This is a genomic window from Thauera sp. 2A1, from assembly GCF_009469595.2.
Taxonomy (GTDB): Bacteria; Pseudomonadota; Gammaproteobacteria; order Burkholderiales; family Rhodocyclaceae; genus Thauera.
Map to the genome: position 1 here is coordinate 262,728 of NZ_SSXV01000002.1, position 20,549 is coordinate 283,276.

Consider the following 20,549-nt stretch of genomic DNA (forward strand, 5'->3'; position numbering starts at 1 on the left):
GCAGGTAGGCGCACGATCGCGGCAGCAAGGGCGAAGTGAGCCGGCATGTGAGCAAATACCGCGACTTTGCGTGCGGTCGTCGCAGAATCAAGACGAAGCAAGAGAGCTTGCCATCGCGACGCTGGTCATTGTCCGTCAATGTGCCGGGACAGCTCGCATGTGCTGAAGCGGGAGAAACAAGATGCTGCAACAGACGATGGTCTCGAACTACCAGTCGCACTCGCTTGCCAATGTCCGGGAGGCGGCGATGCTTACCTTCAATGTGATGCATCAGCTCAATGGGCTGTCGCTCCGAGCGCTCAAAGCCAGCGCGGGCATGTCGCTGCAGCAGGTGCTGTTGCCGGGCGACGGTGTTGCCGGTTATCGCGCGGTCGATGAGGTGCGTGGGCTGTTCCACGAATCCCTGCATCTGACTTCCGCATGGTTGATCGACCTGGTGAAGGTGTCCGAATCGCAGTGGGCGATCTCGCACCGCTGCGCCCATGCCGCGCTACACCAGATGCACAAGTGGTTGCCGCGCGAATTCGACACGACGGTCGGCGCGATCGATCTCGCGCTCGACGCGGCGGAAAGCGCGACCGAAAACCTGGCCGATGCCGGCGTATTGATGGTCAAGCGCCTGGAGGGTGAGGGCGAGCTGCTGTGCTGTACTTCAGGCCAGGACGGACGCGTGGAAACGGCCGCGGCGCACTGAGGTCGGTGGATCTGGCGGCAGCCGCGGGGTGCATTGCCCTGCGCGGATGCCGTCAGTGGGGTGCGCCCAAGCCCGGCAACCCGGGAAAAGTGGTCGAGGATGCGGTGAGGTCGCTCATGCGCAGCGGCAGCGCAGGCCCTTCGTGCTGCGCCAGCATGTAGTTCCCGTAACGCCGGTCGTGCGTGACTTCGAGTCCCGCCCAGGGTGGCAGCACGACGGGGGTATCCTCGCGCGGAAGCTCGATTTCGGCGATCACCAGGCCGGCGTGGCGCCCTTCGAATACATCGACCTCGAACGCCTGGTCGGCGAAATCGACCACGTAGCGGGTCTTGTGGATGATGCGATTGCCGCAGTATTGCGCCAGGATGCGCTGGGCGTCGGCGACCGGGATGGGGTATTCGAACTCGTCGCGCGAAATGCCCTCGTGCGGTCCCTTCAGCGTCAGGTAAGCGCGTTCGGCCCGCAGGCGCACGCGCGTGGACATGGCGCCCGGTTCCTTTGCGACATAGCCTTGTATGATGCGGTCGCCCTTGCGTCCGTCGAGGAAGCCGGTTTCGCGTACCAGGAACTTGCGTTCGATTTCTGTCGCCATGGGACACCGATCAGGCAAGCGGAGATCGGATTGTAGCAAAATATTTTGCGTTGGCTGTTGCGGCGCAAAAAGCCTCCTTGTTATCGGTACGAATGGTCGATCACTGACAGGAAAATGAACGAGAGCGAGCTGATATCGCTGGGCGCCGCGGCGCAGTGGTTGTCGGCGCAGAGCGCCGGGAACTGGACCCCCGCCTTGCTCATCGACCGCCTGCTTGCGCATCGCGCGCCGAGCGTGTGCGTCCTGCTGCCAAAGGGCTGGAGCCTGCTGCGCGAGGAGGATGGCGAGCCGGTGCATGCGGCGCGGCGCAGCCTCTTCCGGGTGAGCGATGGCGAGGATTTCCTCGAACAGTTCGCCATGTTCGGTGACCTGTCGATCGCGAGCGGCCTGCCGCATCGGCTGGAAGACGCGCTCGGCAAGGGTTTTCGCAGCGTTGCACCGATTCCTGCCGCCATGCTGCGCCTTTGGCCGGAGGAACTGCAGGCGATTGCCGCGGACGCCGGCGCGGCGTCGGAGGCAACCTTCATGCGCCGGGTCGCGCAGATGCGCGCCCGTGCTCGACCGCGGGCCGACGATGAGCCTGAGTCGGCGCCGCAGCGGCCCCCTTCGTCGGACTGAAACGGGCTGCCGGGTTCGAGCGCGCAGGGGCCGGTGCGATGCGGTTTTGTTGCGATGCGCAAAAAGCATTGACAGGAAAATTTTCGACGATATAGTGGCCACATGTTGCGTCGCAGCAAAGAGGCGCGATTCAAGCGCCATGCTGCCTCGCAAACGATCGATTTCCTGCCATCAAATCGCCGCATCAATCAAAGGAAGACCGCCATGTCGAAATTCACCACTCCCGAGCAGTTCTCCGCCGTCGCCAAGGCCAACATCGAGACCCTGATCGCGCTGGCCAACAGCAACGTCGCCCGCGTCGAGCGCCTGTCGGCCCTGAACATCAACACCGCCCGTGCCGCGCTGGAAGACGGCGTTGCCGCCACCAAGACCCTGCTGGCCGTGAAGAACCCGCAGGACATCGCCGGTCTGCAGGCCTCGCTGGCCCAGCCGATGATGGACAAGGCCGTGGCCTATGCCCGCAGCGTGTACGAAATCGCCGCCGAAGCGCAGCAGGAAGTCGCCAAGCTGTTCGAAGCCCAGGTTGCCGAGCTGAACAAGAACGTGAACAGCGCCCTCGAGCAGGCTGCCAAGGCCGCGCCGGCTGGTTCCGAGCCGGTCTTCGCCGCCATCAAGTCGTCGATGGAAGCCGCCAACAGCCTGTACGACAACGCCTCCAAGGCGGTGAAGCAGGCGTCGGAAGTGGCCGAGGCCAACATCGCCGCCGCCACCGAAGCGACCGTCAAGGCCGTTTCCTCCAAGAAGGCTGCGTAAGCAGGTTTGCTGCACGCTGCATGACGGGCCGCAAGGCCCGCGTGCAGGACACGAGGGGCTGCCCGGATCGACCGGGCAGCCCCTCGTGCCGTCTACACCGTCGCCCTGGCAGGGGGCGGCGGTCGTGGCGGGAATCGAAATTGCGAGTGGCAGTGCACTTGAAATCGCCGCACCTCGACCCTATTATTAGCACTCGTTGGCAGTGAGTGCTAACAGCCCCGGGCGGTGCCCGTGTGGTACTCGCGAATTTTCCGGCGGGCTGGTCCCGCATTAGTCGAAACCTGGTAGGAGAGAACCTGATGAAGATTCGTCCCTTGCATGATCGCGTGATCGTCAAGCGCCTTGAAGCCGAACGCAAGACCGCCAGCGGCATCGTGATCCCCGACAGCGCCGGCGAGAAGCCCGATCAGGGCGAAGTGCTGGCCGTTGGCAACGGCAAGATCCTGGACGACGGCAAGGTCCGTCCGATGGCCGTCAAGGTGGGCGACAAGGTGCTGTTCGGCAAGTATGCCGGCCAGTCCGTGAAGGTTGAAGGCGAAGAGCTCCTCGTGATGCGCGAGGAAGACATCATGGGCGTGGTCGAGGCCTGAGCCTCCCGCGTTTCCCTGAACCGCTAACCGAAATAAATCCGGAGTTCTGAAGAATGGCAGCTAAAGAAGTCAAGTTTGGTGATTCCGCCCGTGAGCGCATGGTCGCCGGCGTCAACATCCTGGCCAACGCGGTCAAGGTGACCCTGGGTCCGAAGGGCCGCAACGTGGTGCTCGAGCGCTCGTTCGGCGCCCCGACGGTGACCAAGGACGGCGTGTCGGTCGCCAAGGAAATCGAACTGAAGGACAAGTTCGAGAACATGGGCGCGCAGATGGTCAAGGAAGTCGCTTCCAAGACCTCCGACATCGCCGGTGACGGCACCACCACCGCCACCGTGCTGGCGCAGTCGATCGTGCGCGAAGGCATGAAGTTCGTCGCCGCCGGCATGAACCCGATGGACCTGAAGCGCGGCATCGACAAGGCCGTCATCGCCACCATCGAAGAGCTGAAGAAGCTGTCGAAGCCCTGCTCGACGAACAAGGAAATCGCCCAGGTCGGCTCGATCTCGGCCAACTCGGACAGCGACATCGGCGACATCATCGCCCGTGCCATGGACAAGGTCGGCAAGGAAGGCGTGATCACCGTCGAAGACGGCAAGTCGCTGCAGAATGAACTCGACGTCGTCGAGGGCATGCAGTTCGACCGCGGCTACCTGTCGCCGTACTTTATCAACAACCCGGACAAGCAGGTTGCCATCCTCGACAACCCGTTCGTGCTGCTGTTCGACAAGAAGATCTCCAACATCCGTGACCTGCTGCCGGTGCTGGAGCAAGTCGCCAAGGCTGGCCGCCCGCTGCTGATCATCGCCGAAGACGTCGAAGGCGAAGCGCTCGCCACCCTGGTGGTGAACAACATCCGCGGCATCCTGAAGACCTGCGCCGTCAAGGCGCCGGGCTTCGGCGACCGTCGCAAGGCCATGCTGGAAGACATCGCCATCCTGACCGGTGGTCAGGTCATCGCCGAGGAAGTCGGCCTGACGCTGGAGAAGGCCACGCTGAACGACCTCGGCCAGGCCAAACGCATCGAGATCGGTAAGGAAAACACGATCATCATCGACGGCGCCGGCGAAGCCGACCGTATCGAGGCGCGCGTCAAGCAGATCCGCGTGCAGATCGAGGAAGCCACCTCCGACTACGACCGCGAGAAGCTGCAGGAACGCGTGGCCAAGCTGGCCGGCGGCGTTGCCGTGATCAAGGTCGGTGCCGCGACCGAAGTCGAGATGAAGGAAAAGAAGGCCCGCGTCGAAGACGCGCTGCACGCGACCCGCGCTGCGGTGGAAGAGGGCATCGTCCCGGGCGGCGGCGTCGCGCTGCTGCGTGCTCGCGCCAACCTGGCCGGCCTGACGGGCGACAACCACGACCAGGACGCCGGCATCAAGATCGTGCTGCGCGCGATGGAGCAGCCGCTGCGCGAGATCGTCGCCAACGCGGGTGACGAAGCCTCGGTGGTGGTGAACAAGGTCGTCGAGGGTTCGGGCAATTACGGCTTCAACGCCGCCACCGGCGAGTACGGCGACATGGTCGAGATGGGCGTGCTGGATCCGACCAAGGTCACCCGCACCGCGCTGCAGAACGCCGCCTCCGTCGCCGGCCTGATGCTCACCACCGACTGCATGGTCGGCGAGCTGGCCGAAGACAAGCCCGCCATGCCCCCGATGGGCGGCATGGGTGGCATGGGCGACATGGGCATGGGTATGTAATTGCCCTTGCCTGTGGCCCCGGCTCGCCGGGGCCGCAACCTGGCAGCATCGACGACAAACGGCCCCGCCTGGTGCGGGGCCGTTTGTCGTTTACGCGCGCGAACGCAGCCCCGGCTGCGCGCCGAGCCGCGCGAAGCATGTGATAATTGGACCGTTTGGGAGAAAAGTCGGTGGGGAGCGACAGGCAGCCGCCCCCCGGAATGCGGCCGCTCGCGGCGGGCATTCCCCAGGACCGAGCAAAAGGAGAACAGCGGGGCGGAATCTATCGGCACCCGCTTACATGCAACTTACACCCGGAAACCCATGCGCATTCTGCTGGCTGAAGACGACCCGGTGATTGCCGACGGCATCGGACGTGCGCTGCGCCGCGGCGGCTATGCGGTCGATCACGTCGCCGACGGGGCCGAGGCGGACGCCGCCCTTGCGTCGCAACCTTATGACCTGCTCATCCTCGATCTCGGCTTGCCGCGCCTGCCCGGCATCGAGGTGCTCAAGCGCCTGCGCGCGCGCAAGTCCGCGGTGCCGGTGCTGATCCTCACCGCCCAGGATGGGGTCGACGACCGCGTGCGCGGCCTCGATGCGGGCGCCGACGATTACCTCACCAAGCCCTTTGCCCTGCCGGAGCTCGAAGCCCGGGCGCGTGCGCTGACGCGGCGTGGCACCGGGCAGGCGCGCTGCATCGAGGTCGGTCGACTGAGCTACGACCAGGCCGATCGGGTGGTGAAGATCGCCGGCCAGGTGGTGGATTTTTCGGCGCGCGAGATCGGCCTGCTCGAAGTCTTCCTGTTGCGCGTGGGCCGGCTGGTGAGCAAGGATCAGCTCGTCGATCACCTGTGCGGCTGGGGTGAGGAAGTGTCGAGCAATGCGATCGAAGTCTATGTGCATCGCCTGCGCAAGAAACTCGAGGACAGCGGCGTGCGCATCGTGACGGTGCGCGGCCTCGGCTACTGCCTGGAAAACCCGGATGCAGCTCCGGCGGCGAAAGCCTAGCAAGCGTACTGCACGCGGCCGGGTGTCCGGCCAGCCGAATTCGCTGTTCGGCGAGATCCTCGACTGGATGCTGGCGCCGCTGCTGTTCCTGTGGCCAATCTCCATCATCGTCACCCACAACGTGGCGGACAACATCGCCAGTCAGCCTTACGACCGTGCGCTGGCCGAGGGCGCACGCACGCTGGCGCGCTTCATCGCGGTGGAGGAGGGGCGGGCGGTGATGCGCTTTCCCGCGCCGCCACGCGCGCTGTTCCGCGCCGACCAGGACGACGTCCTGTATTACCAGGTCGCCAACGAATACGGCGAGATGCTGAGCGGCGACGTCGACATTCCGCCCGCGCCGAAGCCCCCTGCGCCCATCATCGACGAGGTGCTGTTCCGCGACGAGGTGATCCAGGGCGAGGAAGTCCGTGTCGCCTACCAGTTCGTGCGAGTCCCGGGCGGCAGCCCGCTGCCGCTGATGGTCGTGCAACTGGCGGAGACGCGCAACAAGCGCACCGACCTGGCATCACGCGTGGTGACCGGCGTGCTGCTGCCGCAGTTCGCGATCATTCCGCTTGCGGTGGTGCTGGTGTGGGTCGGCCTGTCGCGCGGCATCGCGCCGCTCAACCGGCTGCAGAGCCTGATCCGCATGCGGCGGCCGACCGACCTGTCGCCGGTGGAGCCGGCGACGGTGCCCGAGGAAGTGCGTCCTCTCATCGTCGCCTACAACGGCATGATGGCCCGCCTGGAAGAGAACCTGCAGGCGCAGCAGCGTTTCATCGCCGACGCGGCGCACCAGATGCGCACCCCGCTCACCGGCCTCAAGATGCAGACCGATCTCGCGCTGCAGGAGACCGATCCCGACCAGTTGCGCCGCTCGCTGGCCCACATCGCCGAGAGCACCGATCGCGCCGCTCACCTGATCAACCAGTTGCTGTCGCTGGCGCGCGCGGAGGCGAGCTTCGAGAAGCTCTATGTCGTGGAGTCGCTCGACCTTGCCGCTGTGGTGCGCGAAGTGGCGCAGGACCTGTTCCCGCGCGCGCTCGCCAAGGGCATCGACCTCGGCGTGGAAGATGCCGGGCATCACCTGCAGATCGAAGGCAACCCGGTGCTGCTGCGCGAGATGATCAAGAACCTCATGGACAACGCGATCAAGTACACGCCGCGCGGCGGCAGCGTCACCGCGCGCACCCGGCATGCCGGCGCGCCCATCTTCGAAGTCGAGGACACCGGTGTCGGCATCCCCGAGGCGGACCGCGAGCGTGTCTTCGAGCGCTTCTACCGCGTGCTCGGCAGCGGCGTGGACGGCTCGGGCCTCGGCCTGCCGATCGTGCGCGAGATCGCCGAGCTGCACCGTGCGACCGTCGCGCTCAGTCCCAATCCCCAAGGCCGGGGAACGCTTGCGCAGGTCGTGTTTCCCCGTAGCCAGCGTCAGTTGCCGCCACCAGTGCACGGCGACTTCTATCCCCTGGGTTGAGTCGTCCCTCCGTGCCGAGCGCGTGCGGCGTGAGCCGCCAGGCAGGCAGCGCGAGCATCTTTCGGTACCACATTCACCGAATTTCTTCTTTGATAAACCAATGTTGCATCTCGTAAGCCGGTCGTAAGTCTCCGCCGCTAACTTGTCATCGTCCGGGCGAAAGTCCGGTTCATCCAAATTGCAAGCGGAGGGAGACATGGAAGACGACCTGGTGAAGAAGATCACCGCCAATCCGAAATATCAGAAGTTGGTGGGGACGCGCACATCCTACGGCTGGCTGCTCACCATCATCATGCTGATCGTGTATTACGGCTACATCGCTTTGATCGCGTTCAGCAAAGAGACGCTAGCCGTCAAGCTCGGTGCCGGCGTCATGACCGTCGGCATTCCAGTCGGCCTCGGCGTCATCTTCTTCACGATCATCATCACCGGCATCTATGTCCGTCGTGCGAACTCCGAGTTCGACGCGCTGACCCAGGAAATCGTCAAGGAGAGCGGCAAATGAGCGGACGCTTCACGAAATTGTCTGCCGGCGTCGCGCTGGCGGCGCTGTCGGTGGCGGCGCTGGCCGCGGGCGGTGATCTCGGCCAGGCCGAGAAGCAGGCCACCAACTGGACCGCGATCATCATGTTCGGCGCGTTCGTCGTCTTCACGCTGTTCATCACCAAGTGGGCGGCGGCCAAGACCAAGTCGGCGGCCGACTTCTACACTGCCGGCGGCGGCATCACCGGTTTCCAGAACGGCCTGGCGATCGCCGGCGACTACATGTCGGCGGCATCCTTTCTCGGTATTTCTGCAGCGGTGATGACCAGCGGCTACGATGGCCTGATCTACTCGATCGGCTTCCTCGTCGGCTGGCCGGTGATCACCTTCCTGATGGCCGAGAAGCTGCGCAACCTCGGCAAGTTCACCTTCGCCGACGTCGCCGCCTACCGCTTCAAGCAGACCCCGATCCGCGCCTTCGCGGCCTCGGGCACGCTGGTGGTGGTGGCCTTCTACCTGATCGCGCAGATGGTCGGTGCCGGCCAGCTCATCAAGCTGCTGTTCGGCCTCGAGTACTGGATGGCGGTGGTCATCGTCGGCGCGCTGATGATGGTCTACGTGCTGTTCGGCGGCATGACGGCAACCACCTGGGTGCAGATCATCAAGGCCTGCCTGCTGCTCGCGGGTGCGTCCTTCATGGCCTTCATGGTGTTGTTGAACTACGGTTTCTCGCCTGAGGCGCTGTTCGCCGACGCCGTTCGCATCAAGGCGGGTGTGGCCACCGCTGCCGGCAAGACGCCGGAGGAGGCGGGTGTCATCGGTCAGGCGATCATGGGGCCGGGTTCCTTCATCAAGGATCCGATCTCGGCGATCTCCTTCGGCATGGCGCTGATGTTCGGCACCGCCGGCCTGCCGCACATCCTGATGCGCTTCTTCACCGTGCCGGACGCCAAGGAAGCCCGCAAGTCGGTGTTCTGGGCGACCACCTGGATCGGCTACTTCTACATCCTGACCTTCATCATCGGCTTCGGCGCCATCGTGCTGGTGTCCACCAACCCGCAGTTCCTCGACGCCAAGGGCGGCCTGATCGGCGGCGGCAACATGGCGGCCATCCACCTCGCCAACGCAGTCGGCGGCAACGTCTTCCTCGGCTTCATCTCCGCGGTCGCGTTCGCCACGATTCTGGCGGTGGTTGCGGGCCTGACCCTGTCGGGGGCCTCGGCCGTGTCGCACGACCTCTACGCCACGGTGTTCAAGCACGGCAACGCGGATTCGGCCTCCGAGCTGCGCGTGTCGCGCATGACCACCATTGCGCTGGGCGTCATCGCGGTGATCCTGGGTATCGCCTTCGAGAAGCAGAACATCGCCTTCATGGTGTCGCTGGCCTTCGCGATCGCCGCCTCGGCCAACTTCCCGGTGCTGTTCATGTCGGTGCTGTGGAAGGACTGCACGACCCGTGGTGCGACGCTGGGCGGCTTCCTCGGCCTGATCGTCGCCGTTGTGCTGACGGTCGTGTCGCCGTCGGTGTGGGAAGCCACGCTCGGCAACCCGAAGGGTTCGGCGCTGTTCCCCTACACCTCGCCCGCGCTGTTCTCGATGGCTGCCGGCTTCATCGGCATCTGGCTGTTCTCGATCCTCGACAACAGCCAGCGCGCGAAGGAAGACCGCGCCGGCTACCTTGCCCAGCGCGTCCGCTCGGAAACGGGTATCGGTGCCGCTGGCGCGTCCGGCCACTAAGCAGCAAGCCCGGCCGGACTCCCGGGGAGGGAGGCCGGAAACCGGGTGATCGAAAAACGGCGGGCGCCCCTTCGGCGCCCGCCGTGTTCCGTTGGAGCGCCTGCATGGCATCTTCGTGCAGGCGGGGAAAAATCCAGAATATGTTTGACAGGGGGCGAAAGCCCGCTATAATGCGCGCTCTGTTGGCCAGTTAGCTCAGTTGGTAGAGCAGCGGATTGAAAATCCGCGTGTCCGTGGTTCGATTCCGCGACTGGCCACCAAAATTCAGCGCCCAACTGTTCTCAGTTGGGCGTTTTCATTTGTGCTTCCCGCATGACACGCGGGGTTCCCGCACATTCTGCGTGTGCGACCGGGGTCCTATGGCCTGGCAGGAACATCCCCGGTTGCCCTCCGTTCCGCCCTCTCTTCTCTCGAAATCGGCGCTAACTTCTTCGCCGTGGCACACGCAGACGGCGTTGTTCGTCAACCACTTATGCTTGCGCCGACGGGAATGGTTGGCTCGCGGGTTTGCACGAGCAAAGCAGAACGGCAAACCCGCGAGGCCAGCCTCCACGTCAACCCTTGGGCGGGAACGGATCGTCACCGTAGCTGTTGCGCTCACGGATCTGGCCGTTCCGCCCTTGGATGAGCATCTCGCTCTGCTGGTTGATGGCGATGTCCCGCGCACGGTCAATCGCCTGTTGCTGCGTGTCATGGATGGAGGTGAGACGGTCGTTGCCTTCTCCCCGCACACCCCACTGATCACCGCCGTTGATGGGTACGACCCATTGGTTCTTTCCGCTCATTTCAATCTCTCCAAAAAATGAAAAAGTCAGGCTCTTGAAGTCGGCGCGAGCCAGGCGCTTCGGTGCTGAATTCATGTCATGACGTTCGCGCCCCCTTTCCAGTTGCCGAACACGGCATCGCATACAGTCCAGCGCGTTGCTGTGTGACGACGAGTGCCCCGTAGGCTGCCAGTCGAGCCTCGTGCTCCGGCTTGCCCTTGTCCTTCGACTTGATCTTGAACAGGTCAATCGGCTTGTCGCTCTTCTGGCCAGCGCGCTGCATGATCCTTTCGCCGTCCACCTCGGCCCCCTTGAACGACCAGAGCGCTTCGAACACCTTGGCCTGACCTTGGGTGAATCGGATTGGTGTGGACTGCACATCCGGCAGCGTTGCCCACTTGAAGTCGGCCGAGAACGGCCCGTTCACTGGCGCGGCCGGATCGGCCACTGCTGGCACTGCAAACGGCACAGAGGGGATGAAGGTGATTACGCCGCCATAGAACGTGAAACGTTCCTCCAGTGCCAGCCATTCCACGCTGGAGCCGAAGGACGATCCACGCGTCGTGCGCGGCCTGGGAGTGATGACCCGGATGTTGCTTCCCGCCACCCGAATACGATCCAGCAAGGTCGGCTCATGCAGCACTCTCGTCAGATCTCGGGCCAGCACGACCGGAGAGCTGCGGGCGTTACCGAGCCGCCAAGCACCGTCGCCCAAGTCATAGATGTCGTCGCGGCTCTCGATGTCGAGCGCGAGGCGCATTTTCTGCCGCAGCCAGTCTTCGTCCAGGGCCAACGCCGCACCGTCGATTGCCTCGACAGGAACCTGGCCACACTCCGGGCACCGGCAGACCCGACCGCCCCGTCCATCGCCCCAGACCTGCGCCCGATGCTGCTGACAGTGGGGACAGAGCACAAAAAACTGATCCACCACTGTTGGCCTGACGGCTTTGCCGAGCATAGACAAAGCAGATACCTCGCGTGGCGACAGCGTGGCCCGCAGCACCGGCGTGCCGCCTGCGAACAGCCGGCAAACCAGGGTCCAGGCATCGTGCGTCGTCATTGGTCAGTCCTCGAAAGCGGATGAGGAACTGACTGGGTCGGTCTCCGGCGGCAACTCCTGGGCGCTGAGGGTCTGGCCCTTCTGCAAGATGCCCACCGCAACCAAGTAGCCTTCCAGCTGCGCCTGCATCTTGGCGTCGAACTTGTGCAGGTTCAGCCGCCCTTTGCTGGTCACTTCGATGGTGACCACCTTGGGGCGAGTCCTGCCCGGCTCGGGTGGGTAGTAGAGATTTACCTGCGCCGCCGTCACCGCCCACTGCCCCTCCAGCGGGCCCGGCAGCTTCTCCTTCAGCAAATCGTGCACCGAGCGTTGCTGGCTGGATTGCATCGCCGTGCATTCGATCTTCAGCGCCGTGTCAGGGCTGAGCAGGGTGAGTGCCTTCAACTGAACCATCGAGAAGCCGTCCTCGAACGCATCCGGCACATCGAACCCGGTGCGCAGCATCGACAGATCCAGAGTCGGCGACTTGATCTTGTGAGCGCTTGCTTTCACGCCCAGCACATGCTCCGCGAAGGCCTCGACCAGCATTTGCTGATACTTTGCGCCGCCGCGCACCAGCGTGCGCACCACACCGGTGGACTTGGCGTACTCCAGCACCATGTGGATGTTGGGGTTGCCGACCCGGCGTTTCAGGGTCGCTCCCTCGAACTCCAGACGCAGCATCGCCATGTCCTTGACATGGACCGACAGCAGGAACACGCCCGGGCTGCGCTCGACCAAGTGCGCCACGCTGCCGTCTCCGCATTGGAGTTCGCGCTTGTAGAAGGCCGAGATGGCGTGACGCAACGTGGTCAGATTGGCATCCGAACCGTTCGGTTGGCGTTTCAGGCCAAGATCGTATTGCTGTGTCTGTTGCCCATGCTGTTCCCAAAAGCTGAAGTCATAGGCACGCTCGAACAGTGCCGGGTGGTGGACGTAGAGCCAGAAGGAACGGTGGATGTCACTTGCGCACAGCGTCAAACCCGCCAAAGCGGCACCGTCGGTCACGGCCGCCTCAAACATCGCCTGCTTGCCAGCCGAATCGCCCAACTGAACGCTGGCCATGAGGTTGGCCGTCATCCGGTCGCGGGCAGCAATGTCGGGCCAGACTTTGACCGCTTCGACCAGAAACTGGCTGGTCTCCGGTGTGTCATCCCAGGCAAAGCCATCGGGCACAGGCAGGTTGTGGGTGGTCAGGAAGTCGCGCAGCGTGGCGTCCACCGGCAGCTCGAGCATCACGTCGACAAAGGTCTTCTTCATCTTGATCGTCCTTTCTGGATCGGCGTCGAAGGTCTGCGACCGATGTACGGACTGCACTGGCCAGCGACTTGGTTACTGAACACGCACCTCGAACAAGTAAAGTAGCGAGATACAAGCGCGATTCTGAACCTCAGATTTCCGCTTGTCAATCAAAGCGGCACATCTAGACCTCATTTGTATCTCGCGGCTATACTAGCGGTCTTGTTTTTGTTAACTGACTGTTTTCCCCTACAGGAGCATCGCTATGGCTTCAGCGTTCGGAGCACGCCTGCGACGCTTACGCGAGGCGAAGAAATTGACCTTGCAACAGGTCGCCGACGCGGTCGGCTGTACCAAGGCGTACATATGGGAACTGGAAATGAAGGACGGCCAGCGCCCTTCTGCCGAGCGAATTCAGGCGATAGCCAAGGTGCTGGGCGTGACGATGGAGGATGTGATGGGGGAGCCCGTCGATCAGGTTCCCCAAGCCAGTCCAGAAGATGTGGCCTTCTTCCGCGAGTACGCTGGAATGACGGACGAGGAGAAGGATCGCTACCGTCAGGCACTCAAAATCATGTTCCCTGACAAGAGCTAAGGCGGTCTGACAATTGAGCGCATCCCAGCCCATCACCGGTTCCATCGCAGCCAGCACCGTATTGAGATGGTTGCGGGCCTGGCACGCCGACGGCATGCCGGATGCCGTGGATCTGGAAGTCGTCCGGCAGATGCTTCCAGAGACGCCTTACGGCAAAGGGGTACGGGAGATCAAGGCCCCGATGGTGCTGGACATCAATAGCTGCGAAGGTATGCTGGTGCGCAACCCACAGGACACCGCAGAGTGGGGCATCTTCTATAACGGCAAGGCAAACCCCGAGCGCCAGCGTTTCACCATCGCTCACGAACTGGGCCACTTCATACTTCACCGCGATCAGCGGCAAAGTTTCAACTGCGACAAGGAAAGCGTGTACTCCGGCGCTGACACTATCCGTGTCATCGAACGTGAGGCGGACGACTTTGCCAGCAACCTGCTGATGCCTGGCGACTTGCTGCGCGAGTGGATCTCGAACCAGCGCATCGACTTGCATGTCCTGAGCGCCCTTGCCAAACGGTTCCAGGTGTCGTTCGAGGCGCTGTGCATTCGGTTCATCAAATTCACCACGCAGCGGGCAATCCTTGTCTATTGGGACAACGGTTTCGTGAAGTACGAATGGCGCAGCAGCAGCGCGGTCAAGACGCGCGCCCGCATTCGGCGCACTGACGATCCGCAGGAACCATTACCCGGCACCCTGGCTGCTGATTCCACCGTTGAGCAGGAGTGGGATGGCACGGAGATGTCTGCCGCGATCTGGTGCCCGGAGGAGGCACCACACATGAAGTTGCGCGAGTTCAAGCACAGCTACACCACAGGAGATCGCGTCCTGACCCTTCTGCTACTGGAAAGTGCTGAACCACGGTCATGGGATCGGTCTTGGCAAGACGGCGAGAGCTTTGACAGCTTCGATCAGTTCGTCTCGAACGGGCAATTGCCAGTACGGTGAGTCCCTCGATGACAGGCTTGCCGATCCAACCCATTGATGAAGAACTGCAGACCTTGCAACGCGAGGTGCAGCGAATGCTGGGCCGTTGTCTCTTGCGTCTGCAGCAGTACGAACAACTGATGAAGGCCATCGTGGCCCACCACGAAATCTCCGCGTCAGGATCACCCCTCGAATCGAACCAGGCGGAGCGAATTGCGGATGCCGCAAACAAGACTCTGGGTACGTTGGTTGGCACGCTGCTCGGAACGTATGTCACCAGCGGCGACCAAGACGAGGTCGCCGAACCCGATGCGCCCGACAACATCATCTCGTTCAAGATGAAGATGAGCTTGCGGATGTCTGCCGAGGATTTCGATACGACGCAAAACGATCTGAAGGAACTGGTTCTGCTGCGGAACAACCTGGTGCACCACTTTATCGACCAGCACGACCTTTGGAGTCTGGACGGATGCCGTGGTGCGCAAGAGTCCTTGGTGGCGGCCTACAGTCGCGTCGATCAACACTTTGAGCAACTGCGAGGCTGGGCGGAGCACATGGATCAGGCCCGTCGTCTGGCGGCGGAGTTTGCCCAGTCCGATGCCTTCTGCGATCTGGTGATCAACGGCATAGCGCCGGATGGCTCGGTGGATTGGCCCGCAGCCGGAATTATTCGCGCATTGCGTGAAGCAGCAGATCAGTTGGCTGTCGACGAGTGGACGCCGGTCGCTATTGCTGGACGATGGATTGCAGAAAGGCATCCCGATCAACTGCCGGCCAAGTATGGGTGCAGCAGTTGGCGGCAGGTCGTGCACGAATCCCGCCTTTTCGATCTTCGGTATCGGGAAGTGAATGGCCAGCGCGCGGCTTGGTATCGACCCAAAGAGACATAGCGTCAAACCCGCGCACTCACGCTAAATCACGTTACGCGAAGTGCCCTTGGTTTCTAGCATGAGCAGCGTTTTCCATCGGAACGCTTGCCATGACAGAAATCGAACCTATCTCCATTTGCACATCACCCGACCGGCCACGGCACGGGCATCAAGAAATCGCTGATCTATTGGCTGCCGCGCTACTGCGCTTCCGTGTCCGCCAATCGCGCGACATCCCCAAAAACAGCGAGCAGGTTTGCCTTGGCTTCCCCGGCCAACAGCGCGTGAATGCGAACCCCGATCACAACAACGGAGTTCGCCCATGACAGCACACGCAACCTCACCAACGCCCGCCTCAGTCGCCGCCCGCGTCGCGGCTATTCCCCATCTTTCGATGGATGATCTTTGGGCTCTCTGGGACGACCATTTCGATGAACGGCCGAATCACCACCATCGGGTCTGGTTGGAAAGTCGCCTGGCCTACCGGATGCAAGAGCGCGCGTTTGGCGGTTTGAAACCGTCACTGCGCAAGAAGCTTGAGGAGGTTGGCGAAACCGGCATCTTGCCCAAGCAACTACGCGGCGATAGCCAACGCCTACTGCCCGGTACCGTTCTGACACGCATCTACGACGACATTGAACATCGTGTGCTGGTGCGCGGATCGAATGATTTCGAGTACCAGGGGCAACGCTTCAAGAGCCTGTCCGCTGTGGCCAAGCGCATCACAGGCAGCCATTGGTCAGGCCCGGTGTTCTTTGGTTTGAAGGCGCCAGCTTCGAAGAAGGGGGCGGCATGAGCTCAGTGCGTCGAAACCAGATTCCCGCAGTCACGCCAAAGAAGCGCTGCGCCGTCTACACCCGTAAGTCCACTGACGAAGGCCTCGATCAGGAATACAACAGCCTCGAGGCACAGCGTGATGCAGGCTTGGCCTTCATTGCAAGCCAACGGCATGAGGGCTGGATAGCCGTCGACGACGGATACGACGACGGCGGCTACTCGGGCGGCAACATGGAACGGCCAGGGTTGCGCCGACTGATGATCGACATTGAGGCGGGGAAGATCGATACCGTGGTCGTCTACAAAATCGACCGCCTCACGCGCAGCCTGCCGGACTTCGCAAAGCTGGTCGAGGTTTTCGACCGCAACGGCGTCTCCTTTGTCGCGGTCACGCAGCAGTTCAACACCACCACATCGATGGGGCGATTGACGCTCAACATCCTTTTGTCATTCGCGCAGTTCGAACGCGAGGTCACCGGCGAACGCATCCGCGACAAGATCGCCGCCAGCAAGGCCAAAGGCATGTGGATGGGCGGAGTTCCACCGCTCGGATACGACGTGGTCGAACGCAAGCTCGTCATCAACGACCATGAAGCTGCGCTGGTACGTGACATCTTCCGCCGCTACGCCGAGCATGGCTCGGCTGCGCGACTCGTCCGCGAACTGGAAATCGAAGGGCATACCACCAAGGCATGGGTCACCCAGTCCGGCCGGGAGCGATTGGGGCGCAGCATCGATCAGCAGTACCTCTTTACCTTGCTGCGTAACCGCATTTACCTCGGTGAAATCTGTAATCACGAGACGTGGTACTCGGCCCAGCACGATCCCATCGTTTCTCAAGAATTGTGGGACGCGGCACATGCCTTCATTGAGAGGCGAAAGCAGGCACCGCGCGAACACCGAGCCAAGCATCCGGCACTGCTGGCGGGACTTCTATTCGCACCGGATGGCCAACGCATGTTGCACTCCTTCGTCAAGAAGAAAAATGGTCGGCAGTACCGCTATTACGTGCCTTACCTGCACAAGCGGCGCAACGCAGGTGCCAGCCTGGCTCCGCATACGCCGGACGTGGGCCACCTGCCAGCCGCCGAGATCGAAGATGCCGTATTGGCGCAAATCCATGCTGCGCTCTCATCGCCGCAAATGCTGATCGCAGTGTGGAGATCCTGCCAGCAGCATCCGGCGGGGGCGACGCTGGACGAGGCACAGGTGGTGGTCGCCATGCAGCGCATCGGTGACGTGTGGTCGCAGTTGTTCCCTGCCGAGCAGCAACGTATCACACGGCTGTTGATCGAACGCGTGCAACTACACGGGCACGGCCTGGATATCGTTTGGCGGGAGGACGGTTGGATCGGATTCGGTGCGGATATCAGCACGCATCCCTTGATCGAAGAGTCCCAGGAGCGTGTCGAGGAGGCTTTGGCATGAATACCACGACCCACCAGCGCCAGCGCGCCGTCCGCATCGAGGTCGGAGCCGAGGCGCGCAGTTATGTCAGCGAGGGGCAGCGGGTCACCTTGGTGCCCCTGACGATCAAGCGTCGCCAGAATCGGAAGCTGCTGATACCGCCAGCCCCCGAGATCGCGGACCGAATCGGTGGCTTCGATGTGCCGATGATCAAAACGCTGGGCAAGGCCTTCTACTGGAAGCGCTTGATCGACGATGGCACCTACTCCACGACAACGGATTTGGCGCACGCCATGAAAGTAGAGCCGGGCTGGGCTGCCGAGGTCTTGCGCATGACCATGCTGGCCCCCGATATCGTGGAGGCGATATTCGAAGGACGTCAGCCACGCCACTTGAATCTGCACACCTTGCGTGGCCGCCAAGAGCAACTACCGCGCGATTGGGCTGCGCAGCGTCGATTGCTCGGCTTTTCCGACGTCTGATCTGCCTCTAGACACACCCGATGACGGCGAGCCATGTGCTCGCCGCTTGCTTTTCCGCCTTGGGCCATTGGCGAACCAGGAGTTCCGTCGTGGTTCGCCATTGCGTCCCTTAAAGGTTCGCCACCCGAAGTTTGGAATGACACCTGTTACTCAACAACGTCACAGGAGCATTCCATGCAGACACCAACCAGCGGTATCCCCCGGTCGCCACAGCAGGCGATCAACACCATGTCACCCGGTGATCGCCGCGTGCTCAACGAGAACGAGCTCGCGCAACGCTGGGGCGTGAGCCCCAAGACTTTGCAGCGCTGGCGCAGTGAGGGTCGCGGTCCACGCTACCTGAAGCTGTCCAAGCGTGTCGGCTACCCGGTCGACGCGATCCTCGAGTTTGAGCGCGAAGCGCTGCACGACTCGACGTCCGAACGCGCGGCTGTTTGAGAAGAGATGCGATGAATGACATCACCATCTTCCCCGCCGACATCGCCGAAATGTCCGTCAACCAACTGGCCGCATTGCCGCCCGCGCAGAAACACGAGATCGACAAGAACCTCGATGCAGCCATCGACTGGCTGAAGAAGGCGCGCATCAAGTTCGACGCGGCACTGGATCAGTGCTACGGCGAGCAGGCACGCACCGCGCTGCGGGAATCCGGCCGTGACTTCGGCACCGCACACATCAGCGATGGCCCGCTGCACCTGAAGTTCGAGCTGCCCAAGAAGGTTAGCTGGGATCAGAAGCAACTGGCTGAGATCGCTGAACGCATCGTCGCCTCAGGCGAGAACGTTGAGGGTTACCTCGACATCAAGTTGTCCGTCTCCGAATCCCGCTTCACGAACTGGCCGCCTGCTTTGCAACAGCAGTTCGCTGCCGCTCGCACTGTGGATTCCGGCAAGCCGTCTTTCACCCTTTCCATCGATTCGGAGTAATGACCATGAGCACCAATCTCATCGCCTCGCTGCGTCAACAGCTGCCGTCCATCTACGGCGAACACCTCCCTGACGAAATCCGGTATCGCCGCGCGGACGGACAGGACGTCGTTGTCCCGCTCGATGTCGCCACTGTGGACGAGTTGGCCTTTGCCATCCAGACGGCCAGCGCGGAATCGCTGGCGCTCGGTCGCCGCCGCACCGCGCTGGAAGAACTCCACACCGAGGTGCGCAAACGTGCCGCGCGTGGAGTCGACCGTATCGCCAACGTGTCGTGGGAGGGCTGATCATGAGCGCGATCATTCCCTTCCAGTTCGAAGCGCACGCCGTGCGCGTCCAGGTCGATAAACTCGGGCAGCCGTGGTTCAACGCCACCGATGTCTGCGACGCCCTGGAGATGGGCAATCCGTCTCAGGCGATCAAGTCCCATGTCGATGCCGATGATCTCCAGAAATTGGAGGTCATCGACAGCCTCGGGCGCACACAGCGTGCCAACCACGTCAACGAGTCAGGCCTTTACGCCCTGATCCTCGGCAGCACCAAGGATGCCGCCAAACGTTTCAAGCGCTGGATCACCGGTGAAGTGCTGCCTGCAATCCGCAAGACAGGCGCGTATTCCGCCGCCACCACGATGGCCGCCTTGCCCGCGCAGACCCAAGATCGCGTCACCGCCATCCTGCTGATCGGCGAAGCGGTCGCCAAGGTACCGGGCGTCAAGACCGGCATTGCAATGGCTGCCACGTTGACCTGCATTCAGGAAAACACCGGCCTGACCACGGAAGTGCTGCGCCGCGCTTTGCCTGCCGCCAACGAGCCGATCTGCTCGCTCAACGCCACACAGCTCGGCAAATTGCTGAGTCGCTCAGCCAAAGCCACGAACCAGTTGCTGGCATCCGGAGGCCTTCAGTTCCGCAACGACCGGGACGAGTGGGAACTGACCGAGGCCGGTGAAGCATGGGCCGAAGCCATGCCGTACTCGCGCAACGGTCACAGCGGCTACCAAATCCTCTGGAATTCGGCGGTCGCGGAACAACTGAAGGAGGTGGCGTGATGTCCCTCCCGATCATTTCCGCGCAGCAGCGCTTGGCCGAACGCAAGGGTGTGAAATTGCTGATGCTGGGCAAGTCCGGCATCGGCAAGACCACCCGGCTCAAAGACCTCGACCCTGCCACCACCTTGTTCCTCGATATTGAGGCGGGCGATCTCGCCGTGGCCGATTGGCCGGGCGACACCATCCGCCCGGCATCGTGGCCGGAAAGCCGCGACTTTTTCGTGTTCCTCGCAGGCCCGGACAAGTCACTGCCGCCGGAGAGCGCGTTCTCGCAGGCGCATTACGACCACGTCATCGAGAAATTTGGCAGCCCGACGCAGCTCGACCGCTACCAGTCCTTCTTTCTCGACTCGATCACGCAGTTGTCCCGGCAGTGCTTCGCATGGTGCAAGACGCAACCCGGTGCCACCAGTGACCGCTCCGGCAAACCGGATCTGCGCGCGGCCTATGGCCTGCTCGGCCAGGAAATGATCGGCGCACTGACCCACTTGCAGCACGCCCGGGGCAAGAACGTGGTGTTCGTCGCCATCCTCGACGAGCGCCTCGATGACTACAACCGCAAGGTGTTCGTGCCACAGATCGAAGGCAGCAAGACCTGTCTGGAGCTGCCCGGCATTGTCGATGAGGTCGTGACACTGGCCGAGATCAAGGCCGACGACGGCAGTGCTTACCGCGCCTTCGTCACCCACACCGTCAATCCCTACGGCTTCCCGGCCAAAGACCGCAGCGGTCGTCTCGACCTGCTGGAGCCGCCGCATCTCGGCGCACTGATCGCCAAGTGCGCAGGCCAGTCGCCATTTCCCATGCCCGGCAGCACCGGCACCCCCACCGCAGCAAACACCACCGAATCCAAGGAGTAATCGCC

25 protein-coding genes and 1 tRNA gene are annotated in these 20,549 nt (G+C 62.7%); 22 read left to right on the forward strand and 4 right to left on the reverse strand.

Going from position 1 to position 20,549, the window contains the following annotated elements; all coding sequences use genetic code 11:
* Positions 1-181: 181 nt before the first annotated feature.
* Complete coding sequence (locus tag GH664_RS03220; protein WP_153166701.1) at positions 182-694, forward strand: hypothetical protein; 513 nt, start codon at positions 182-184, stop codon at positions 692-694.
* Positions 695-746: 52 nt separating this feature from the next.
* Here the strand turns inward: GH664_RS03220 and GH664_RS03225 are convergent, their stop codons facing one another.
* Positions 747-1,286: a CYTH domain-containing protein gene (locus GH664_RS03225; RefSeq protein WP_153166702.1), complete on the reverse strand. Its 540-nt coding sequence runs from the start codon at positions 1,284-1,286 to the stop codon at positions 747-749.
* Between the two features lie 114 nt (positions 1,287-1,400).
* Between GH664_RS03225 and GH664_RS03230 the strand changes: the two genes are divergently transcribed.
* From GH664_RS03230 to GH664_RS03270, 9 genes are all read left to right on the forward strand, one after another.
* Entirely contained in the window at positions 1,401-1,904 is a 504-nt protein-coding gene (locus tag GH664_RS03230; RefSeq protein ID WP_153166703.1) for a hypothetical protein, read from the forward strand.
* Positions 1,905-2,108: 204 nt separating this feature from the next.
* Positions 2,109-2,657, forward strand: coding sequence for a phasin family protein (locus GH664_RS03235; RefSeq protein WP_153166704.1), 549 nt, complete (start codon positions 2,109-2,111; stop codon positions 2,655-2,657).
* A 299-nt stretch (positions 2,658-2,956) separates the two neighbouring features.
* Entirely contained in the window at positions 2,957-3,247 is a 291-nt protein-coding gene (gene groES, locus GH664_RS03240; RefSeq protein ID WP_136386082.1) for a co-chaperone GroES, read from the forward strand.
* A gap of 53 nt (positions 3,248-3,300) precedes the next feature.
* Complete coding sequence (groL, locus tag GH664_RS03245; RefSeq protein WP_153166705.1) at positions 3,301-4,944, forward strand: chaperonin GroEL; 1,644 nt, start codon at positions 3,301-3,303, stop codon at positions 4,942-4,944.
* A gap of 303 nt (positions 4,945-5,247) precedes the next feature.
* The gene (locus tag GH664_RS03250) at positions 5,248-5,934 is read left to right on the forward strand and encodes a response regulator transcription factor (RefSeq protein WP_153166706.1); all 687 of its coding nucleotides are present in this window, start codon (positions 5,248-5,250) and stop codon (positions 5,932-5,934) included.
* Positions 5,909-7,393, forward strand: coding sequence for a sensor histidine kinase (locus GH664_RS03255; protein ID WP_153166707.1), 1,485 nt, complete (start codon positions 5,909-5,911; stop codon positions 7,391-7,393). The genes GH664_RS03250 and GH664_RS03255 overlap by 26 nt, the downstream gene beginning before the upstream one ends.
* 196 nt (positions 7,394-7,589) lie before the next feature.
* Positions 7,590-7,898, forward strand: a complete 309-nt coding sequence (locus GH664_RS03260; RefSeq protein ID WP_153166708.1) for a DUF485 domain-containing protein — start codon at positions 7,590-7,592, stop codon at positions 7,896-7,898.
* Positions 7,895-9,613, forward strand: coding sequence for a cation acetate symporter (locus GH664_RS03265; protein ID WP_153166709.1), 1,719 nt, complete (start codon positions 7,895-7,897; stop codon positions 9,611-9,613). The genes GH664_RS03260 and GH664_RS03265 overlap by 4 nt, the downstream gene beginning before the upstream one ends.
* A gap of 184 nt (positions 9,614-9,797) precedes the next feature.
* A tRNA-Phe gene (locus GH664_RS03270) sits at positions 9,798-9,873 on the forward strand.
* Between the two features lie 294 nt (positions 9,874-10,167).
* Here the strand turns inward: GH664_RS03270 and GH664_RS03275 are convergent.
* The 3 genes from GH664_RS03275 to GH664_RS03285 all read right to left on the reverse strand — a co-directional run bounded on the left by GH664_RS03275 (position 10,168) and on the right by GH664_RS03285 (position 12,676).
* Positions 10,168-10,398, reverse strand: a complete 231-nt coding sequence (locus GH664_RS03275; protein WP_020228533.1) for a DUF2188 domain-containing protein — start codon at positions 10,396-10,398, stop codon at positions 10,168-10,170.
* A 76-nt stretch (positions 10,399-10,474) separates the two neighbouring features.
* On the reverse strand, positions 10,475-11,437 hold the full coding sequence (locus tag GH664_RS03280) for a hypothetical protein (protein WP_153166710.1): 963 nt from the start codon (positions 11,435-11,437) through the stop codon (positions 10,475-10,477).
* 3 nt (positions 11,438-11,440) lie between these two features.
* Positions 11,441-12,676, reverse strand: a complete 1,236-nt coding sequence (locus GH664_RS03285; RefSeq protein ID WP_153166711.1) for a hypothetical protein — start codon at positions 12,674-12,676, stop codon at positions 11,441-11,443.
* Between the two features lie 244 nt (positions 12,677-12,920).
* On the opposite strand from GH664_RS03285, the gene GH664_RS03290 reads away from it, so the two are divergent.
* The 12 genes from GH664_RS03290 (at position 12,921) to GH664_RS03345 (ending at position 20,544) form a co-directional block, all read left to right on the forward strand.
* Entirely contained in the window at positions 12,921-13,250 is a 330-nt protein-coding gene (locus GH664_RS03290) for a helix-turn-helix transcriptional regulator (protein WP_062794267.1), read from the forward strand.
* Between the two features lie 13 nt (positions 13,251-13,263).
* A complete protein-coding gene (locus GH664_RS03295) occupies positions 13,264-14,193 on the forward strand; it encodes an ImmA/IrrE family metallo-endopeptidase (RefSeq protein ID WP_228111358.1) in 930 nt (309 codons plus the stop codon).
* Between the two features lie 8 nt (positions 14,194-14,201).
* Positions 14,202-15,062 carry an OST-HTH/LOTUS domain-containing protein gene (locus GH664_RS03300; RefSeq protein WP_153166712.1) on the forward strand — a complete coding sequence of 287 codons (861 nt, stop codon included), beginning with the start codon at positions 14,202-14,204 and terminating at the stop codon, positions 15,060-15,062.
* An 89-nt stretch (positions 15,063-15,151) separates the two neighbouring features.
* On the forward strand, positions 15,152-15,367 hold the full coding sequence (locus GH664_RS03305; protein ID WP_153166713.1) for a hypothetical protein: 216 nt from the start codon (positions 15,152-15,154) through the stop codon (positions 15,365-15,367).
* Positions 15,364-15,837, forward strand: coding sequence for a DUF2924 domain-containing protein (locus GH664_RS03310; RefSeq protein ID WP_055451266.1), 474 nt, complete (start codon positions 15,364-15,366; stop codon positions 15,835-15,837). Before GH664_RS03305 ends, GH664_RS03310 begins: the two co-directional genes overlap by 4 nt.
* Positions 15,834-17,246, forward strand: coding sequence for a recombinase family protein (locus tag GH664_RS03315; RefSeq protein ID WP_153166714.1), 1,413 nt, complete (start codon positions 15,834-15,836; stop codon positions 17,244-17,246). Before GH664_RS03310 ends, GH664_RS03315 begins: the two co-directional genes overlap by 4 nt.
* Positions 17,243-17,707 carry a hypothetical protein gene (locus GH664_RS03320; RefSeq protein ID WP_088861533.1) on the forward strand — a complete coding sequence of 155 codons (465 nt, stop codon included), beginning with the start codon at positions 17,243-17,245 and terminating at the stop codon, positions 17,705-17,707. Before GH664_RS03315 ends, GH664_RS03320 begins: the two co-directional genes overlap by 4 nt.
* A gap of 174 nt (positions 17,708-17,881) precedes the next feature.
* On the forward strand, positions 17,882-18,145 hold the full coding sequence (locus tag GH664_RS03325; RefSeq protein ID WP_020200569.1) for an AlpA family transcriptional regulator: 264 nt from the start codon (positions 17,882-17,884) through the stop codon (positions 18,143-18,145).
* Positions 18,146-18,156: 11 nt separating this feature from the next.
* Positions 18,157-18,633, forward strand: coding sequence for a hypothetical protein (locus tag GH664_RS03330; RefSeq protein WP_153166715.1), 477 nt, complete (start codon positions 18,157-18,159; stop codon positions 18,631-18,633).
* Between the two features lie 5 nt (positions 18,634-18,638).
* Positions 18,639-18,920, forward strand: coding sequence for a hypothetical protein (locus tag GH664_RS03335; protein ID WP_153166716.1), 282 nt, complete (start codon positions 18,639-18,641; stop codon positions 18,918-18,920).
* Between the two features lie 2 nt (positions 18,921-18,922).
* Positions 18,923-19,684: a Bro-N domain-containing protein gene (locus tag GH664_RS03340; protein ID WP_153166717.1), complete on the forward strand. Its 762-nt coding sequence runs from the start codon at positions 18,923-18,925 to the stop codon at positions 19,682-19,684.
* The gene (locus GH664_RS03345) at positions 19,684-20,544 is read left to right on the forward strand and encodes an ATP-binding protein (protein WP_194270314.1); all 861 of its coding nucleotides are present in this window, start codon (positions 19,684-19,686) and stop codon (positions 20,542-20,544) included. The genes GH664_RS03340 and GH664_RS03345 overlap by 1 nt, the downstream gene beginning before the upstream one ends.
* Positions 20,545-20,549 lie beyond the last annotated feature (5 nt).

What these genes read in the sequence shown, in the direction of transcription:
- GH664_RS03320 (WP_088861533.1), top strand. Translation starts at nt 17,243, where the DNA reads ATGAATACCACGACCCACCAGCGCCAGCGCGCCGTCCGCATCGAGGTC.
- GH664_RS03260 (WP_153166708.1), top strand. Translation starts at nt 7,590, where the DNA reads ATGGAAGACGACCTGGTGAAGAAGATCACCGCCAATCCGAAATATCAG.
- groL (WP_153166705.1), top strand. Translation starts at nt 3,301, where the DNA reads ATGGCAGCTAAAGAAGTCAAGTTTGGTGATTCCGCCCGTGAGCGCATG.
- GH664_RS03235 (WP_153166704.1), top strand. Translation starts at nt 2,109, where the DNA reads ATGTCGAAATTCACCACTCCCGAGCAGTTCTCCGCCGTCGCCAAGGCC.
- GH664_RS03310 (WP_055451266.1), top strand. Translation starts at nt 15,364, where the DNA reads ATGACAGCACACGCAACCTCACCAACGCCCGCCTCAGTCGCCGCCCGC.
- GH664_RS03285 (WP_153166711.1), bottom strand. Translation starts at nt 12,676, where the DNA reads ATGAAGAAGACCTTTGTCGACGTGATGCTCGAGCTGCCGGTGGACGCC.
- GH664_RS03230 (WP_153166703.1), top strand. Translation starts at nt 1,401, where the DNA reads ATGAACGAGAGCGAGCTGATATCGCTGGGCGCCGCGGCGCAGTGGTTG.
- GH664_RS03275 (WP_020228533.1), bottom strand. Translation starts at nt 10,398, where the DNA reads ATGAGCGGAAAGAACCAATGGGTCGTACCCATCAACGGCGGTGATCAG.
- GH664_RS03335 (WP_153166716.1), top strand. Translation starts at nt 18,639, where the DNA reads ATGAGCACCAATCTCATCGCCTCGCTGCGTCAACAGCTGCCGTCCATC.
- GH664_RS03300 (WP_153166712.1), top strand. Translation starts at nt 14,202, where the DNA reads ATGACAGGCTTGCCGATCCAACCCATTGATGAAGAACTGCAGACCTTG.
- GH664_RS03345 (WP_194270314.1), top strand. Translation starts at nt 19,684, where the DNA reads ATGTCCCTCCCGATCATTTCCGCGCAGCAGCGCTTGGCCGAACGCAAG.
- GH664_RS03305 (WP_153166713.1), top strand. Translation starts at nt 15,152, where the DNA reads ATGACAGAAATCGAACCTATCTCCATTTGCACATCACCCGACCGGCCA.
- GH664_RS03280 (WP_153166710.1), bottom strand. Translation starts at nt 11,437, where the DNA reads ATGACGACGCACGATGCCTGGACCCTGGTTTGCCGGCTGTTCGCAGGC.
- groES (WP_136386082.1), top strand. Translation starts at nt 2,957, where the DNA reads ATGAAGATTCGTCCCTTGCATGATCGCGTGATCGTCAAGCGCCTTGAA.
- GH664_RS03255 (WP_153166707.1), top strand. Translation starts at nt 5,909, where the DNA reads ATGCAGCTCCGGCGGCGAAAGCCTAGCAAGCGTACTGCACGCGGCCGG.
- GH664_RS03325 (WP_020200569.1), top strand. Translation starts at nt 17,882, where the DNA reads ATGCAGACACCAACCAGCGGTATCCCCCGGTCGCCACAGCAGGCGATC.
- GH664_RS03220 (WP_153166701.1), top strand. Translation starts at nt 182, where the DNA reads ATGCTGCAACAGACGATGGTCTCGAACTACCAGTCGCACTCGCTTGCC.
- GH664_RS03225 (WP_153166702.1), bottom strand. Translation starts at nt 1,286, where the DNA reads ATGGCGACAGAAATCGAACGCAAGTTCCTGGTACGCGAAACCGGCTTC.
- GH664_RS03315 (WP_153166714.1), top strand. Translation starts at nt 15,834, where the DNA reads ATGAGCTCAGTGCGTCGAAACCAGATTCCCGCAGTCACGCCAAAGAAG.
- GH664_RS03340 (WP_153166717.1), top strand. Translation starts at nt 18,923, where the DNA reads ATGAGCGCGATCATTCCCTTCCAGTTCGAAGCGCACGCCGTGCGCGTC.
- GH664_RS03265 (WP_153166709.1), top strand. Translation starts at nt 7,895, where the DNA reads ATGAGCGGACGCTTCACGAAATTGTCTGCCGGCGTCGCGCTGGCGGCG.
- GH664_RS03290 (WP_062794267.1), top strand. Translation starts at nt 12,921, where the DNA reads ATGGCTTCAGCGTTCGGAGCACGCCTGCGACGCTTACGCGAGGCGAAG.
- GH664_RS03330 (WP_153166715.1), top strand. Translation starts at nt 18,157, where the DNA reads ATGAATGACATCACCATCTTCCCCGCCGACATCGCCGAAATGTCCGTC.
- GH664_RS03250 (WP_153166706.1), top strand. Translation starts at nt 5,248, where the DNA reads ATGCGCATTCTGCTGGCTGAAGACGACCCGGTGATTGCCGACGGCATC.